Annotated in this window: 16 protein-coding genes, 8 tRNA genes and 1 riboswitch; of the genes, 5 read left to right on the top strand and 19 right to left on the bottom strand. The window is 34.4% G+C overall.

Translation table 11 applies throughout. The features are described from left to right. Positions 1-11: 11 nt before the first annotated feature. Positions 12-1,208, bottom strand: a complete 1,197-nt coding sequence (gene metK, locus AK212_RS09765) for a methionine adenosyltransferase (protein ID WP_053030566.1) — start codon at positions 1,206-1,208, stop codon at positions 12-14. A gap of 115 nt (positions 1,209-1,323) precedes the next feature. Then, positions 1,324-1,433, bottom strand: a riboswitch (SAM riboswitch). A gap of 165 nt (positions 1,434-1,598) precedes the next feature. Here metK and pckA point away from each other — a divergent pair. Further along, positions 1,599-3,191 carry a phosphoenolpyruvate carboxykinase (ATP) gene (pckA, locus tag AK212_RS09770; RefSeq protein WP_053030568.1) on the top strand — a complete coding sequence of 531 codons (1,593 nt, stop codon included), beginning with the start codon at positions 1,599-1,601 and terminating at the stop codon, positions 3,189-3,191. Positions 3,192-3,252: 61 nt separating this feature from the next. Here pckA and AK212_RS09775 read toward each other — a convergent pair whose 3' ends face one another. Next, positions 3,253-4,023 carry an alpha/beta hydrolase family protein gene (locus tag AK212_RS09775; protein WP_053030570.1) on the bottom strand — a complete coding sequence of 257 codons (771 nt, stop codon included), beginning with the start codon at positions 4,021-4,023 and terminating at the stop codon, positions 3,253-3,255. Continuing rightward, positions 4,004-4,477 carry an RNA deprotection pyrophosphohydrolase gene (gene ytkD, locus AK212_RS09780; RefSeq protein ID WP_053030573.1) on the bottom strand — a complete coding sequence of 158 codons (474 nt, stop codon included), beginning with the start codon at positions 4,475-4,477 and terminating at the stop codon, positions 4,004-4,006. The genes AK212_RS09775 and ytkD overlap by 20 nt, the downstream gene beginning before the upstream one ends. 66 nt (positions 4,478-4,543) lie before the next feature. Between ytkD and yidD the strand changes: the two genes are divergently transcribed. Further along, complete coding sequence (gene yidD, locus AK212_RS09785; RefSeq protein ID WP_053030575.1) at positions 4,544-4,780, top strand: membrane protein insertion efficiency factor YidD; 237 nt, start codon at positions 4,544-4,546, stop codon at positions 4,778-4,780. On the opposite strand, the gene menC is transcribed toward yidD, so the two are convergent. From menC to hemE, 14 genes are all read right to left on the bottom strand, one after another. Further along, on the bottom strand, positions 4,777-5,784 hold the full coding sequence (gene menC, locus AK212_RS09790; RefSeq protein WP_053030577.1) for an o-succinylbenzoate synthase: 1,008 nt from the start codon (positions 5,782-5,784) through the stop codon (positions 4,777-4,779). The genes yidD and menC overlap by 4 nt on opposite strands. A gap of 1 nt (position 5,785) precedes the next feature. Further along, positions 5,786-7,180: an o-succinylbenzoate--CoA ligase gene (gene menE, locus AK212_RS09795; protein WP_053030579.1), complete on the bottom strand. Its 1,395-nt coding sequence runs from the start codon at positions 7,178-7,180 to the stop codon at positions 5,786-5,788. Between the two features lie 759 nt (positions 7,181-7,939). Then, positions 7,940-8,029 (bottom strand) — tRNA-Ser (locus AK212_RS09800). Between the two features lie 59 nt (positions 8,030-8,088). Continuing rightward, a tRNA-Glu gene (locus AK212_RS09805) sits at positions 8,089-8,160 on the bottom strand. Position 8,161: 1 nt separating this feature from the next. Beyond that, a tRNA-Asn gene (locus AK212_RS09810) sits at positions 8,162-8,236 on the bottom strand. A 9-nt stretch (positions 8,237-8,245) separates the two neighbouring features. Then, positions 8,246-8,319 (bottom strand) — tRNA-Gly (locus tag AK212_RS09815). Between the two features lie 14 nt (positions 8,320-8,333). Further along, positions 8,334-8,409, bottom strand: a tRNA-His gene (locus AK212_RS09820). 13 nt (positions 8,410-8,422) lie between these two features. Continuing rightward, positions 8,423-8,495 (bottom strand) — tRNA-Phe (locus AK212_RS09825). A gap of 11 nt (positions 8,496-8,506) precedes the next feature. Then, positions 8,507-8,582, bottom strand: a tRNA-Asp gene (locus AK212_RS09830). Between the two features lie 15 nt (positions 8,583-8,597). Beyond that, a tRNA-Met gene (locus tag AK212_RS09835) sits at positions 8,598-8,671 on the bottom strand. A gap of 394 nt (positions 8,672-9,065) precedes the next feature. Further along, positions 9,066-9,626, bottom strand: coding sequence for an RBBP9/YdeN family alpha/beta hydrolase (locus AK212_RS09840; RefSeq protein ID WP_053030580.1), 561 nt, complete (start codon positions 9,624-9,626; stop codon positions 9,066-9,068). A gap of 96 nt (positions 9,627-9,722) precedes the next feature. Beyond that, positions 9,723-11,117: a protoporphyrinogen oxidase gene (gene hemY / locus AK212_RS09845; protein WP_053030582.1), complete on the bottom strand. Its 1,395-nt coding sequence runs from the start codon at positions 11,115-11,117 to the stop codon at positions 9,723-9,725. An 18-nt stretch (positions 11,118-11,135) separates the two neighbouring features. Beyond that, positions 11,136-12,059, bottom strand: a complete 924-nt coding sequence (gene hemH, locus AK212_RS09850) for a ferrochelatase (RefSeq protein ID WP_053030584.1) — start codon at positions 12,057-12,059, stop codon at positions 11,136-11,138. A 39-nt stretch (positions 12,060-12,098) separates the two neighbouring features. Then, positions 12,099-13,133, bottom strand: coding sequence for a uroporphyrinogen decarboxylase (gene hemE, locus AK212_RS09855; protein WP_053030586.1), 1,035 nt, complete (start codon positions 13,131-13,133; stop codon positions 12,099-12,101). Between the two features lie 287 nt (positions 13,134-13,420). Between hemE and AK212_RS09860 the strand changes: the two genes are divergently transcribed. Continuing rightward, positions 13,421-13,921, top strand: a complete 501-nt coding sequence (locus AK212_RS09860) for a hypothetical protein (protein ID WP_053030588.1) — start codon at positions 13,421-13,423, stop codon at positions 13,919-13,921. A gap of 64 nt (positions 13,922-13,985) precedes the next feature. Here AK212_RS09860 and ecsB read toward each other — a convergent pair whose 3' ends face one another. Beyond that, positions 13,986-15,209, bottom strand: a complete 1,224-nt coding sequence (gene ecsB, locus AK212_RS09865) for an ABC transporter permease EcsB (RefSeq protein ID WP_053030590.1) — start codon at positions 15,207-15,209, stop codon at positions 13,986-13,988. Then, on the bottom strand, positions 15,202-15,942 hold the full coding sequence (gene ecsA / locus AK212_RS09870; RefSeq protein ID WP_053030592.1) for an ABC transporter ATP-binding protein EcsA: 741 nt from the start codon (positions 15,940-15,942) through the stop codon (positions 15,202-15,204). Before ecsA ends, ecsB begins: the two co-directional genes overlap by 8 nt. A gap of 130 nt (positions 15,943-16,072) precedes the next feature. Here ecsA and AK212_RS09875 point away from each other — a divergent pair, with 130 nt between their 5' ends. Together AK212_RS09875 and AK212_RS09880 are read left to right on the top strand one after the other, a co-directional pair. Next, on the top strand, positions 16,073-16,498 hold the full coding sequence (locus AK212_RS09875; RefSeq protein ID WP_053030594.1) for an HIT family protein: 426 nt from the start codon (positions 16,073-16,075) through the stop codon (positions 16,496-16,498). A gap of 143 nt (positions 16,499-16,641) precedes the next feature. Then, positions 16,642-17,016, top strand: a complete 375-nt coding sequence (locus AK212_RS09880; protein ID WP_053030596.1) for a YtxH domain-containing protein — start codon at positions 16,642-16,644, stop codon at positions 17,014-17,016. Positions 17,017-17,035: the final 19 nt, after the last annotated feature.

Raw genomic sequence — 17,035 nt, forward strand, 5'->3', positions numbered from 1 at the left:
TAAAGCGTTTATTAACTTTGAACAGCATCTTTTAATACGTTCACTTTGTCTAATTTTTCCCAAGGTAATAGTACATCAGTTCTACCAAAGTGACCATATGCTGCTGTTTGTTTATATATAGGATGTTTTAAATCTAACATTTTAATGATACCTGCTGGTCGTAAATCAAAGTTTGCTCTAACCGCTTCAACAAGTTGTGCTTCTGAAACTTTACCTGTCTTGAATGTATCAATTGAAATTGAAACTGGTTCAGCAACGCCAATCGCATATGCAAGTTGTACTTCACATTGATCTGCCAGTCCTGCAGCAACGATATTTTTCGCTACATATCTCGCTGCATAAGCTGCTGAGCGGTCTACTTTAGTTGGATCTTTACCACTGAAGCAACCACCACCGTGACGTGCATAACCACCATAAGTATCAACGATGATTTTACGTCCTGTTAACCCTGCATCGCCTTGTGGTCCACCGATAACAAATCTTCCTGTTGGATTGATAAAGAATTTAGTCTCACTATCAATTAAACCTTCTGGTACTGTTGGATAAATGACATGTTCTTTAATATCACTTTGAATTTGTTCTAATTCAACATCATCCGCATGTTGAGATGATACAACAATCGTATCAATACGTTTAGGTTTATCATCTTCATCATATTCTACTGTAACTTGAACCTTACCATCAGGTCTTAAATAATCTAGAATACCATCTTTACGTACATCTGATAAACGCTTCGCTAATTGATGTGATAAAAAGATTGGTAACGGCATATATGTTTCTGTCTCATTAGTCGCATAACCAAACATTAAGCCTTGGTCACCCGCACCTGTAGCTTCAATTTCTTCCTCTGAAATATCATTTCTATATTCAAGTGCTTTGTCTACACCTTGCGCAATATCCGGTGACTGTTCATCGATTGCAGTTAATACTGCCATTGTTTGGTAATCATAGCCAAATTTAGCACGCGTATAGCCAATACCTTTAATTGTTTCTCGTACGACTTTAGGAATATCTACATAAGTAGAAGTTGATATTTCACCTGAAATGAGCGCCATTCCAGTTGTTACAGTCGTTTCACAAGCGACACGTGCATTAGGATCATCTTTCAATATTTCATCTAAGATCGCATCAGACACTTGGTCAGCAATCTTGTCAGGATGTCCTTCTGTTACTGATTCTGAAGTAAATAAACGTTTATTGTAAGTCATGACTTGCTCCTTTTACCATTATATTTACGAAAATTCTCTTTAAAATGTGAGCTCAAAAATAAAAGAGCCTTCTTCACTATTCAAGACAGAGAGAAGGCTCTTAAACGTCCATTCGCTCTTATCGTTCAGACGATTATATGTCTGCAAACGGTTTGGCACCTTTCTTTAAAAAAGAGGTTGCTGGGTTTCATTGGGTCCATGTCCCTCCACCACTCAGGATAAGAGAATCCGTTAAGAACTATACTACCTAATTCGCCAATTAATGTCAATTTTGTTTTTACATGTTTTTTTGTCTTTTCCAGGTGGAATAATTATGGCATTATGTTATACTATTTTCATGTAAAGGCTTACAATATTGAATTTCTATAACACACGCTGGAGGGATTGGGTATGTCAGTAGATACATACAGCGAAACACCTAAAATTAAAAAATTATTAGAAAAAGAAAGCTCTCTTTTTCAACTCTCAACAACTCAACTTTATTACAAAATAATGGGTAATAAAGAAGGAGAATTAACTGAACTTGGTGCGATTAATGCGAGCACTGGTAAATACACTGGACGTTCTCCAAAAGATAAATTTATCGTTACAGAACCTTCTTATAAAGATAATATTCATTGGGGAGATATTAACCAACCTATCGATGAAGAAACTTTCTTAAATCTCTACGCTAAAGTTTTAGACTATCTTGATACTAAAGATGAACTTTACGTTTTTAATGGCTATGCGGGTAGTGACAAAGATACACAATTGAAACTTACAGTTATTAACGAACTTGCATGGCACAACCTTTTTGCACAAAATATGTTTATTCGCCCAGATTCTAAAGAAGAAGCAAGTAATATTAAACCTAATTTCACTATTGTTTCTGCACCTCATTTTAAAGCTGACCCTGAAGTTGATGGTACTAAATCAGAAACATTCGTTATCATTTCATTCAAACATAAAACGATTTTAATTGGTGGTACTGAATATGCTGGCGAAATGAAAAAAGGTATCTTCTCAGTAATGAACTATTTACTACCAATGCAAGACATTATGAGTATGCATTGTTCTGCTAACGTTGGAGATAAAGGAGACGTTGCCTTATTCTTCGGATTATCAGGTACAGGTAAAACAACGTTATCTGCAGCACCAGATAGAAAATTAATTGGTGATGATGAGCATGGTTGGAATAAAAATGGTATTTTCAACATCGAAGGTGGTTGTTACGCTAAAGCAATCAATCTTTCTAAAGAAAAAGAACCGCAAATTTATAACGCGATTCAATACGGCACTATTCTTGAAAATACTGTAGTTAACGAGCGTGGCGCCGTTGACTTTGATGATAATTCATATACTGAGAATACCCGTGCAGCTTATCCAATTCATCACATTGATAACATTGTATTACCATCTAAAGCAGCTCATCCTAATACAATCATTTTCTTAACAGCTGACGCATTCGGTGTATTACCACCAATTGCTAAATTAACTAAATCACAAGCGATGTACCACTTCTTAAGCGGCTTTACATCTAAATTAGCAGGAACAGAGCGTGGCGTTACAGAGCCTGAACCATCATTCTCTACATGTTTTGGCGCACCATTCTTACCACTTAATCCTATTAAGTATGCAGATTTGCTAGGTGAACTTATTGATAAACATGACGTTGATGTTTACTTAGTTAACACTGGCTGGACAGGTGGTAAATACGGTGTAGGTAGACGTATAAGCTTACATTACACTCGCTATATGGTAGATCAAGCGATTAAAGGTAAATTGAAAAACGCTGAATTTACTAAAGATGAAAAATTCGGTTTAAGTATTCCTACAGAAATGGAAGATGTACCTAAAACAATACTCAACCCAATTAATGCTTGGAGTGATTCAGACAAATATCGCGCTCAAGCCGACGACTTAATTAAACGTTTTGAAGAAAACTTCAAAAAATTCGGTCCAGAAGTTGAAGAAATTGCTAATACAGGTGGCTTTAATAAATAATTAAATGGTCACATTCAAAAGGCAACGTACTTGGTAAAATTAGCCAAGGTACGTTGCCTTTTTATTTACCTTCACATTTCGCCATCCATTGATGTACATAGTTAAGTGCTTTTTTCATAGCTGGTGGTCTAGGCACATGACCTTCATCTATTTGATAAAACGTATCAAAGTCGACACCTTTAGAACGCAATTGCTTTTCTAAATAATAAGCATGGTGAATACCTACCTGTTTATCTTTACCCCCATGTACAATTAGGATTGGCGGACTATGCGCACCAATTAATTTTATAGCATCTCTTTTGTCATAGGCGTCTTTATGCTTATCAGGATGACCAACCATACGACGTAACATGCCACGTAAATCAACACGTTCCTCATACATTAAATGCATATCAGAAACCCCACCCCAGATAATATAACTATCTACTGGATAATCTTGAAAAGTTAAGAGACCTTGTATACCCCCTCTTGAGAATCCAATCATATGTACATAGGCATTTGGATATCGTTGTTTGAGTATTCTAATTAGGTACGTTACATCTTTTAAATCAGCGTTGGCAAACTCATCTCGACCTTCACTGCCATTACTACCTCGATAGTAAGGTCCTATCACTAAAGTATCATCATATGCAAACTGCATTAATCTGGCTGCACGTACACGACCAACTTGGCCCTTACCTCCTCGCAAGTACACAACAATTCTATTTACTGCTTTCTTTAGAGGACACATCTGTAATGCTTTTACTTTTAAGCCATCAACTGTATAAGTCATTTCATCAAATTGATGCGTTCTCGATGCTATAGGCATTTTCTTAGTCGCGATCATATCCAAGGTCAATCATCCTTTCGACACACTTCAGAATTGCGTCATCTTGAATTAAGTAACTTTGCATATCCAACGGAACATCACTAATATGCTTAAACAACAATGGACCGCTCGTTTCTAAATAATCACTTTTCTCTTTAATTGATTTGATCCTCACTATATATACATCTTTTTTGAAAATAGCGTTATCCAACGTGTGAACTTGATATTGTGCTATATAGTCAATCGTTTCAGGTATACCTCCAGTTTCTTCAAAAAGCTCTCTCTTGATTGCTTGTATACTTTGTTCTCCCTTTTCAACCTTACCACCTGGAAACTCAATGCCACGCATTTTGTGCTGAGTAAAAAGTAACTGGTTCTTATATAGTGGAATAGCTAAAACATGATTACCATCAGGACAGTCGTTGTTCGTTTTGTAACTCATTGTGACACGTCTATTATCTTTATCTAGAAACTCCATGTTCCATACTACTCCCTTCAATATGTTAAACTAATTTATAATCGTATTACTGGTTGGAGGCCTATAATGTTAAAAAAATTATTTCTTGGAATAATCCATATCTATCAACGCTATATTTCACCTATGACGCCACCTACATGCAGATTTTATCCTACGTGCTCAGAATATACGCGAGAAGCGATTGAAGTTTATGGCCCATTAAAAGGTGGCTTTATGGGAATTCGTCGCATTCTTAAATGTCATCCTCTTCATAAAGGTGGATTTGATCCAGTTCCTTTAAAAAAGGATAAACATAGACACTAGTTTAATTTATATAATTTTGATTTATCGATTTGAGGAGGATGGAATAAAATCATCCCCTCTTTTAATTTGCCAACACCTTGCGTAAAATCGTCAGTAAAATAATAACCATCTGGGGTGACATCCCCTGGATAATCACCTTCTCTCGCTAACAGTGCGGTAAAATATCTACTCAGTCCATATTCATACATGCCACCGATAACCACTTTCATATCAATTGATTTTAGTTCACGTATCAATGATTGCACGCTATCAATACCACCCACTCTAAAAGGTTTAACAATCACTACTTTAATCGGGAATCGCTTAACAATTGACATAATACGATTTATATCAGTTGCTTTTTCGTCTATCGCAATCGCAGGATATTGCGTATGATTAATGTGTAAAATTGAAGACAACAATTTGAATGGCTCTTCTATATAAAGTATGTTTTGTGTCTCTATGGCTTCTAATTTCTGAAAATCTGACACATCCAGTGACTCATTAGCATCTAAAGCTAATTCATAATCAAAAGGCAATGCGTCATTTAACAGTGAAATATCATTATTCAATTGACTTGTCCATTTTAATTTAATGCGTTTAGGTTCCGTTTGTACTAAATCATCAAGTTGTTGTGCACTAATACCACTAATTGTTGCACCGTATTCAACTTTAAACGTCGGCAAATCATGGTACATCTGGTAAATCGCCATAGCTACAGTGCTTCTCGCTGCAGGTTGATTGTCAAGCATGGCTAAATATGGCTTCCAATCTTCATATACATGAAATGACTTATGTATGACGCTTTCCGCCCATTGAGAAAGTGTTTCTTTAACTGTATCAATCGTCTCTGCGGCATACCAATCTGATTCAAACGCATTACATTCACCGTAATAAGATTGCTCATCATCACTTAAAAATTCAACAATAAGCGCTTTACGATGCGTCATTTTAACTTTTGGTGTCACAATTGGATTTATAAATTCATGATTATAAAGATAAAAATTTACTGCTTTAATCCACATATTAATGCCCTCTATTTATCATTTTACTACGCTGAAGTTTACCAGTTGATGTATAAGGCAAACGTTCAACTTGATGAAACGCTTTAGGTATTTTATATTTAGCTAAACGAGATTTAAAATAGTTTATTAACGCCGTATCAGAAATGGGACAATCAGCAACGTAATAGAGTACTGGCACTTGTCCCCATGTCACATCCTCTTGTGCGACACATACAGCGTCATTAATATCTGAATGCGTTTTAGCAATGGTTTCTATCTCATAAGGATAAATATTTTCTCCACCACTAATAATCAAATCTTTGCGACGATCATAGACCATTACAAATCCTTCTTCATCAATTTCTGCTATATCACCCGTTTTAAAGTAACCATCTTCAAATGTATCGTTTAAACCTGATGGATATAAATAACCATTCATCACATTGTTTCCTTTTATAAGTAGTTCGCCATGACCTTCACTATTAGGATGTTTGATTCGTACCTGTACGTTTTCACTTGGTTTACCAACAGTGTCATATCGTTGTGCAAGCATCTTAGGTGTGGCAGTCAGAAATTGAGAACATGTCTCTGTCATTCCAAAAGAATTGTATATTGGGAGATGATCATTTAGCGCTTCATCAATTAATGTAGATGATAATTTGGCGCCGCCAAGTAAAATTTTCTCTATTGAAAACGGTTGGTTTAATCCTGCATCCATAAGCCACTTGAGCGTTTGTGGCACTAAAGATACATGTGTAGGTCCTTCTTCTTTAATAATCGCTAACATCGTTTGCGTATTATATTTTTCCAGTATACGTACCGTAAAGCCCTCGATTATAGAACGTAACAACACACTGAGCCCTGAAATATGATATATCGGTAAAACAGATAACCATTTCGTAGTTTCATCATATCCTAAACTTTTTTTACAACCAATCGCACTTGCATAATGATTTTTAAATGTTTGTGGTACCGCTTTTTGAGGCCCTGTCGTACCTGATGTAAACATGATTGATGCAATACGTTCATCATTAAATGTTTCGTCATTGGCATGACTTGGATATTGTTCTAATTCAGATAAATGTATCACATTGAAATGCGACAAATGAAAAGGTTGCGTCGTTAATATAGTTGTAATATTAATGGAATTCATTTGATTTATCATTTCAGTTTCTGTTAATCGTGTGTTTAACATTGCTATTTCAACATTAGCTAACCAACACGCGTTTATAAGCATAATAGACTCAATGTCATTCTTAATGTACAATCCTACTCTATTCAAATTCAAAGAAAGGATATGTTCTGAAATTGAAAGTGCTTTATCATATAATTCTTTAAATGTTATAGAATGTTTTCCATCTGTAACTGCAATTTTATTTCTATTTTTAATACTTTGCTCTTTTAACCAAAAATCCACGATTCATTCCTCCATCTAGATACATTTTAATTATAACGATATTTGAGTTAGTTAGCATTGGTTGTGTTTAAGTAGCAGCATATTTTATTGACATTAACTTATCACTATAAAGATTTAAAGTGTATTTTAACTATAAATAATAAGCTACTTTTATTTTAAAAAAATAAAAAGAGTTTAAAGTGATGATTACCACTTCAAACTCTGATAAGCTATGATATTCAATTATTGCCTAGCCTCATAGTAGGCTGGCTACTCTGTTCAATGTATTTCGTTTTATAAGCTCCACGCATTGTCGTTGACCTAAATATATTATAATATTTTTATATAATAAAATCAATATAAATTTTAAACTAAATATTTACATCTTATCTCATTGGGAGTGGGACATAAATAATATGATGACGCTATTTGCAAATTCGCAGTAGCTGACTGAACTGAAAATGCGCTTAAATCAAGCTTATTTCAATTCTAGTCATCTTTGCGGAGGTGGGCGGGGCCCCAGCACAAAAAATCACGAAAGTGATTTTACAAGCTAAGCAAGTTGGGGTCGGAACCCCAGCAGAGAGAATTTCATTAAGAAATTCCACAAGCAAAGAAAGCTGGGAGCGGATGACGAATTTAAAAAGAATTCTGTCCCACTCCCCTATACATTACAACTTACTAACAATAAAAAAGCAAGGTCAACGTGTCAGAGAATTGTTTTCTTGACACTTTTTGACACTTGCTAACTCGAAACCCTATTGTATAAGGCTTATCATATGGAGAGCAAGGGATTCGAACCCTTGAAACGCTTATGGCGCTTACACACTTTCCAGGCGTGCTCCTTCGGCCAGACTCGGACAGCTCTCCTCAATATTAGTTATATATATACATAAAAAAACAGAAGCGATATTTCACTTCTGTTTGTATGACTCCTACGGGACTCGAACCCGTGTTACCGCCGTGAAAGGGCGGTGTCTTAACCGCTTGACCAAGGAGCCATGGCTCCGCAGGTAGGATTCGAACCTACGACCGATCGGTTAACAGCCGATAGCTCTACCACTGAGCTACTGCGGAATAATATGATGGAGCGGGTGATGGGAATCGAACCCACAACATCAGCTTGGAAGGCTGAGGTTTTGCCATTAAACTACACCCGCGTAGTAAACGATTATGGGGCGGTTGAAGGGAATCGAACCCTCGAATGTCGGAACCACAATCCGATGCGTTAACCACTTCGCCACAACCGCCAAAATGATTGAATGGTTCAGGACAGAGTCGAACTGCCGACACATGGAGCTTCAATCCATTGCTCTACCAACTGAGCTACTGAACCGTAATAAGTAATGGCGGTCTCGACGGGAATCGAACCCGCGATCTCCTGCGTGACAGGCAGGCGTGTTAACCGCTACACTACGAGACCTATTAAAATGGTGTATTGCGGGAGGCGGATTTGAACCACCGACCTTCGGGTTATGAGCCCGACGAGCTACCGAACTGCTCCATCCCGCGCTAATATTATTTACGTCTCAAAAATCATTACTTATTAAGTATATCATTTAACATCATTGAATGTCAATAACTTTTTTAAATAAATTTTACATTTAATTCATTGAATCTTCATATTAAAATGCGATAATTAATTAATGGTCATCGCCTTTCGAATACTTTATTAGTATATATAGTATTATTAACTTAGTCAATAACAATTCTAAAGTAATTTGTGTAAAAAAACGCTACATTTAAAATATTTTAATTTAAGATACGAATTGGATATTTAATTATTGAATGAATGGTTTAAATAAATGTGATTTTGGGTTTTAAAATCATAAAGTAGAGAGTAGCCACTCCCTACTTTCTTTAAATTTAATTATTTAAACATTTTTATTATAAATGACACTAACACTTATCTCGTCATGTAATGTTGCATTTTTTCTTGTAACTCAGTGAAGGAAACAAAGCCCTCTTCTTCTAAAAAGTGCCCTCCTTCATCAACAATTTTAGTTTTGCCACCCAATTCATTAATTAGATTTTGTGTTTCTAAATATGACACATAGGCATCGTCTCTTGAAGCAAGTCCGTAAAAATGCTTCACTTTTGATTTAACGTCATCATAATCGATACTAAAATCCCCTACTTTAATGGAATCGTCAATTTTTACTGCATCTTCTTTAAACCCTGCAATACTGAAAAAGCCTTCAAAGCAGCCATCAACTGATAGGCCTTCAATATATTTTAAAGTAGCTATTGAGCCATATCCATGTGTTACAAAATAAGTATCTGTAGTCAAAATATCAATTTGTTGATGTAATTCATGAATCCAGTTGTCTATGTCATCATTTTTATTTTCATCTAAATGAAATAATTGAACATCGTAACCTTCTAATTCTAAGTTGTGTTGTAACCATGCATACCAATGGTTATGCGAATCCCCTATCTGTGAATGAACGATAACTACATTAGTCATTAACGTATGTCCTCCTTAAAATACTAAATTTGGATAATTGATATAACAAAACACTTTTAAAGAGGTGCCCTGACCTCTAAAAAAGTGTTTAAAACATTATATTTCATCCAATAATTCTTCTACGGCGTTTTTACCTTGTTGAATACAGTCTGGTAGACCAACCGCTTCAAAAGGTGCACCAGTAATTCTAAGTGCTGGATAAGTCTGTTTAACATGTTGTTGAATTTTACGAATTTGACTCATATGTCCAATATGATATTGTGGCATACTTTTAGTCAAACGATTGACAATTGTAAATTCAGGATTGCCTTTAAAGGTCATCATTTTATTTAAATCGCGACGTGCGATTGTTGCTATTTCTTCATCTGTGTGATCTTCAACGACAGTATCACCTGGTTTACCTACATACGCTCTAATCAATACTTTACCTTTAGGCGTAGTGAAAGGCCATTTTTTAGTAGTCCAAGTACATGCTGTAATATCCGTCTTACTCGTTCTAGCAATAACAAAACCAGTACCATTATATGTGTTTTCAATATCCTTTTCATCGAATGCAAATACCACTGTTGCAACTGAAGTAGAATCCATTTGATTAAAGTATTTAAATGCTTCGTCATGATTAAACCATTTCATAAATGTTTGATGCGGCGTTGTAATTAAAACCCCATCAAATTGTTCACTACCTTGATCAGTCACAATCTCATAATTATCTTTATTAATATGGATATCATTGACAGGTGATTGATATCGAATCGTAACGCCTTTACTTTCTATATTCTCAGCTAACGCTTCAATAAATGAACTTAAACCATGTCGAAACTGCTTAAACTGGCCTTTAGGTGCGCCAGGGTATAATTGACGTTGCTTAATACGCTGAGCCTTTTCATGTTGCATACCTTTAATTAAACTGCCATGTGTTTCTTCTTGTTCTTTGAAATTAGGAAATGTACTCATCAAACTTAATCGATCGATATCCGTACCATATATCCCCCCCATAAGAGGCTCTATTAAATTCTCAAGTATTTCATTTCCTAATCGTCTTCTAAAGAATTCCCCGACAGATATATCATCATCAATTTGTATAGGTGGTATAACTAAATCAAGTCCGGCTCTTAGCTTACCTAATGGCGATATGAGTTTCGTTTTGAGAAACGGTTTAATATCAGTCGGAATTCCCATAATTGACCCACCTGGTATGGGATACAATTTATTTTTAGCGAAAATATAAGATTGGCCTGTCTCATTCGTAATCAAATCATCTCCCAGACCAATATCTTTAGCTATGTCAGTCATAATCGTTTTACGTCCAAGATATGATTCAGGACCAAGTTCAATTGTATAACCTTCATTACGATACGTTTGTATCTTTCCACCAGGTCGATTAGTTGCTTCAAAAATGGTTACATCTACATCTGGTTTATAATGTTTTAAATAATATGCACTTGCAAGTCCAGTTATACCTGCACCAATGATTGCCACTTTTTTACTCACAATGAGTCCCTTCCTTTATTAAAAAACTGTTTTGATTTCATCCACTATTGCATGGATAAATAATGGATCCGTATTAGGCATTTTTGGACGATAATAATTTGCACCTATCTCATCACATACGACTTTACATTCATAGTCATTATCATACAATACTTCCAAATGTTCACATACAAATCCTACTGGTGTATAAATAAAATGTTTATAGTGATGGTCATTGTACAATGCTCTAGTTAAATCTTGCACGTCCGGTCCTAACCATGGTGTTCCAGTATTCCCCTCGGATTGCCAGCCTTGAGCAACGTGTTTAATATTCGAAGCTACTTGTAATCGGTTCATTGTATCCTTTAATTCATTAGGATATGGATCATTATTTTTCTCAATTAAACCTTTAGGCAAACTGTGTGCAGAAACAACCAAGATGGTCTCATCGTGTTCATCTTGTGGGATTTGTGCTAACGTTTCATTAATTTTATTTGTCCAATACTCGATAAATTTAGGTTGGTGATAATAATGTTCAACATGGTGTAGCTTAATGCCATACTTATCCGCTTCCTCTTTAGCACGTTTATTATATGAACCAACTGAGAAGCTAGAGTAATGTGGTGCCAACACTACAGTTACTGCTTCTTCAATACCGTCATTGTGCATTTTTTCAACAGCTTCTTCAATATATGGAGAAATATGTTTCAATCCTAAATACAATTGAAATTCAACATCTTCATATGATTCATTTAACGCATGCTTCAATGCTTCAGCTTGTCGATCAGTTGTGCCAGCTAAAGGAGAAAGTCCTCCTATAAATTCATAACGATCTTTTAGATCTTGTAACTCTTCTTCAGTTGGTCTCTTACCATGTCTTATATCTGTGTAATATGGTTCAATATCGCTTTCTTTATATGGTGTCCCATATGCCATAACTAATAAGCCTATTGTCTTAGTCATTAAATAAAACCTTCCTTAATCTTTTTTGAATTCTATGTGTTATTTACTTGTATAATCATGAACAAATTGGGTTACACGTTTTAATGTTTCTGGTTTAACTTCTGGGAAAACACCATGTCCTAAATTAAAAATGTGTTTCCCTCTCTCCATACCTTCGTCGAGAATAGCACGGATTCTCTTTTCTAATACATCCCAAGGCGCAAGTAAAAGTGATGGATCTAAATTACCTTGTAGCGTTTTATTGACGCCCATATTTGTCGCTGTCGTAATAGAAGTACGCCAATCTAACCCTAATACATCGATTGATAAGTCATTCCATTCATTAATAAGATGACTTGCTCCTACCCCAAACATAATGATAGGTACATCATATTGCGCTTTTATGCCATTGATTAACTTATGCATAGACGGTTTAATGTAATAATGATAATCCTCGATATTTAATGCGCCTACCCATGAATCAAAGATTTGAATAAGTTCTGCACCTGCTTCAATTTGAGCTACTACGTAATCAATTGAAACTTGTACAAGATGGTCCATTAAGGCAAACCAAGTTGCTTCATCCCCATACATCATTGCTTTCGTAAAATTATAATTTTTTGAAGGACCACCCTCAATCATATAAGATGCCAACGTAAATGGTGCACCTGTAAAGCCAATTAGAGGTACGTTCAACTTCTCTTGTGTTAGCAATTGAATCGTTTCAAGTACATATGGCACATCTCTTTTGGGATCAATTTGCGTGAGTTTTTCAACATCAGATACAGATTTAATTGGATTGCTGATGACTGGTCCAATGCCTGATTTGATGTCAACATCCACGCCAATTGGTTTCAAAGGTGTCATGATATCTTTATATAAAACCGCTGCGTCAGTATTATAATTATCTACTGGTAATTGCGTTACATAAGCACATAATTCAGGTTGGTGAGTAATGTCAAACAATGAGTATTTTTCTTTTAATTTTCGATATTCTGGTTGTGATCGGCCGGCTTGGCGCATAAACCATACAGGTGTATGAGATGTTTTTTCACCTTTTATTGTTTGTAAAATTGTCTTATTTTTATTATGCACCTTATAGTCCTCCTAAATTAAAATCATTCTTATCTATAATATCATATGCTAATATAATTATCGTTTATGCACACTTAAATGTCATAAAAAAGACAAAGCATAAATGTACATTTCAATTCATTAAATTTTAATAATTTATTAATCTTAATTATAGTATATTTAAGCATTTAAAAATATCCCTCAAACAGACTAATTCGTTTTCAAAATTTTTTAAATATTACATTCATTTAGTATAGCTAGACTTCTGATTTAATCGTATAATATAAGCAACAAAGGAGGTATGAGTCATGAACATATATACAACATATGGGACTTATGGTTACTTAAATCAAATTAGAACTAAAAATACTGATAGAAATCTGTTTTTATTTTCGACAGATGATTCTTCAGTCATTATTGAAGAAACAGATGACAAATCTATTTTAAAACATCCGACGGTTTATACGACGGTTAAAGCAATTAACGATTTAGATCAAACACATTTTTATTCGGCAATATTTATTCCATCATCTGATGATCATGTACATCAGTTAGAAAAACGTATTGCAAATTTAGAATTGAATTTTGATAACGTTGCTGGGTTTAAGAGCTATCGCTTTTTAAAACCTGTACAAGGAACAACTTATAAGGTTTATTTTGGCTTCGCTAACCGACAAACATACGAAGACTTTAAAGAAACTGACACGTTTAAGGACTATTTTTCAAAAGATGCCTTAAGACATTATTTCGGTTCGAGCAGTCAACATTCAAGTTATTTCGAAAGATATTTATACCCAATTAAAGATTAGTAAATCAAAAAGTTGCCTTTTAACTAGTAACATTTGAATATGTGCTAGTTAAAGGCAACTTTTATTAATCTTTGAGCAGTGATTCTTGATATTGTAATTTTTTAATTGTACTTCTAATCGTTAACCACCCTACTATAAAGAAGATAAGTGCGAAAAAGAAATACTGCGGATAAATACTTATAAATGTAATTGAAAAAATAAGCCCTATGATTAACATTAGTCGATATAAAAACTTTTCGTACCCTTTTATCACTTCAACATCTGACACTGGCCAAACTTGAGGCCATAATCCATAGGCTTGTTGTGTATAAAATTGGGACATTTGTAATAATGTTATATACATGAATAAACATCCAATAATCGCAGAAACGATTGGGAAAGATAACCAAATCATTAATACTAATGCAATCATAATTAAACGCAGAATAATACTAAATGCATCTCTTCCACGTACAAAACTTCGAGTAAAAAGGTAAAGATACATATTTTTCGAATTAAATTTACGACCTTTAGGTGTTGGTAATAAAACATCTAAATATCTACGTCGAACTGCTGTTTCTTTTAAGTGCTTAACATCTGTGAACATATTTACAAATTTATAGTAATTCGTATGATGTCTTTCTTCTATGCTAATCATTCGCTCCCAAGGATATAAATTTGAATGGTTAACTTTAGGAAGTAGAAACGTTGCACTTAATAAAATAAGTGTAAAGACGATTCCCCAATACATTTGATAGCCTAGGACTAAATCAAAGGTTACTAAATTAAATAGAAATAGAATGATACTGATGCTCCAACTTGATTTTCTGATTTGATACCATTGCCATCTCAATTTCAACCCTAGCCAAGGATGGATTAAAGTTAAAATACTAAAAATAATATAAGGTGTTAGTACATGATCATCTAATTTAGAAAATAGTGGGAACAAGATAATGAGTAATACGATTTGAATAGCAATTCTATTAAAATAACTATATCGTAAACTCAACTTCATATAATCCTTCATGTGTGTTTCAAACGGAAGTAAAAATATTCTATCTGCATCTTTCAAAAATGTTCGTATCGGAAAGATAGATGTCAAGGCTAACAATACGCTCGCACACAATGCATAATCGATATCGTTAGGAATATGTTGTAGCCATTGACCATATCCTAATATAAACGCTCCTAATAAAATTAAAAGAAACACTGAAAAATGACCATTGAAAATAAACTTATTATAATAGCTTTTTTCTTTTCGAATTGCATCTAATCTCGTTCTAAATAAAGACGTAGCTGATTTATCCATCTGCTTGACCACCTTGTGTGACATGTATATAGATGTCATCAAGTGTGCGACCATGTAAACCAGTTTGTTCGCGAAGTTCCTCTAAATCTCCGAATGCAACCACTTTCCCTTTATCTAAAATGATGAAGCGATCACAATATCGTTCTGCAGTCGCTAAAATATGAGTACTCATCAAAACCGTACGCCCTTCGTTTTTCTTTTCAACCATCAAATCTAACATTGATTGAATCCCTAGTGGATCGAGACCTAAAAATGGTTCATCTATAATATATAATTCCGGATTCACTATAAAAGCACAGATTATCATTACCTTTTGCTTCATTCCTTTAGAGAAGTGGCTTGGGAATACTTTCAACTCATTCTCTAATCGAAATGTTTTAAGTAATGGACGTGCACGTTTCATTGCTTCTTCTTCACTTATTTGATACGCCATTGCTGTCATGGCGATATGCTCTTCCAATGTTAATTCTTCATATATGATGGGTGACTCAGGAATATAAGATAACTTCTTGCGATACACTTCGATATCATCGGTAATCTCAGTATTTGAGATAGAAAGTTTACCTTCTGTTGGCGTTAGTAAGCCTAGCATATGTTTAATGGTTGTACTCTTACCTGCACCATTTAATCCAATTAAACCAACAATTTCTCCTGCTTTTAATTCAAAATTTATATCTTCAATAACAGGACGTTTTCCGTAACCTCCTGTCAAATGTTCAACTTTGACTGTCATATGGCACCTCCATGACTATCATTGTACCAAAATTAGCTTTTAACTACTAAAATTACAATTACTTCATTAACGAAATTTTTAATGAGTAATGCTATAATAAGCTATAAATACGTAAAAGGAGTGCATTCAAATGGCTGAAACAGTATTTAGTAAAATTTTATCTGGAGAAATTCCAAGCTTCAAAGTTTATGAAGATGAATTTGTTTATGCATTTTTAGATATTTCTCAAGTAACTAAAGGACATACCTTACTTATTCCTAAAAAAGCATCACCTAATATCTTTGAAACAGATGAAGAGACAATGGCACATATTGGTGCAGCCTTACCTAAAGTCGCTAACGCAATTAAAAAAGCCTTCAATCCTGATGGTTTAAATATCATTCAAAACAATGGTGAATTTGCAGATCAATCTGTATTCCATATTCATTTTCATTTCCTACCACGTTACGAAAATGATATCGACGGCTTCGGCTATCATTGGGAAACGCATGAAAATGAAATCAATGATGAACAAAAACAAGCTATCGCTAATCAAATCAAAGCTCAATTTGAATAATTCTGCATATTGAATGTCATTTTAGGGTAATATACAATTAAAATTAGCTTGTCGACATATGTTTGATATAGAAATAGAAATTGTTATGATTTCACTATTCTATTATTATCCGATAACGACATAACAAGTGAGGAGAATAAAACATGAAAGTATCACGCGTATTATTTGGTATTACTGTGGGAGTGGCATCTGGAATCGCTGTTTCTTGGTTAAACCGTGATGATCAAAGTGTAAAAAACAACACAATTGATGCGAAAGAACCTACTGGATCTCGTTCTGAACTAGAACGTGAGATAGCATCACTTAAACGTAATTTTTATAATATTATAGATTATGCGAAACAAGTTAAGAATGATGGTGTCTCTTATGGTAGTGACATTGGTGATGAATTTAAAACACTCATTGGTGATTTTAAATCTGACATTAATCCAAACATTGAAAAACTACAATCCCACATTGAGAACTTACAAAACCGTGGCGAAGAAATAAGTAATACTTTTTCTAAAGATAATAAATAATTTACGAAATTAGAGTGGT

It is taken from the genome of Staphylococcus borealis (genome assembly GCF_001224225.1).
In the GTDB taxonomy this organism is placed as follows: Bacteria; Bacillota; Bacilli; order Staphylococcales; family Staphylococcaceae; genus Staphylococcus; species Staphylococcus borealis.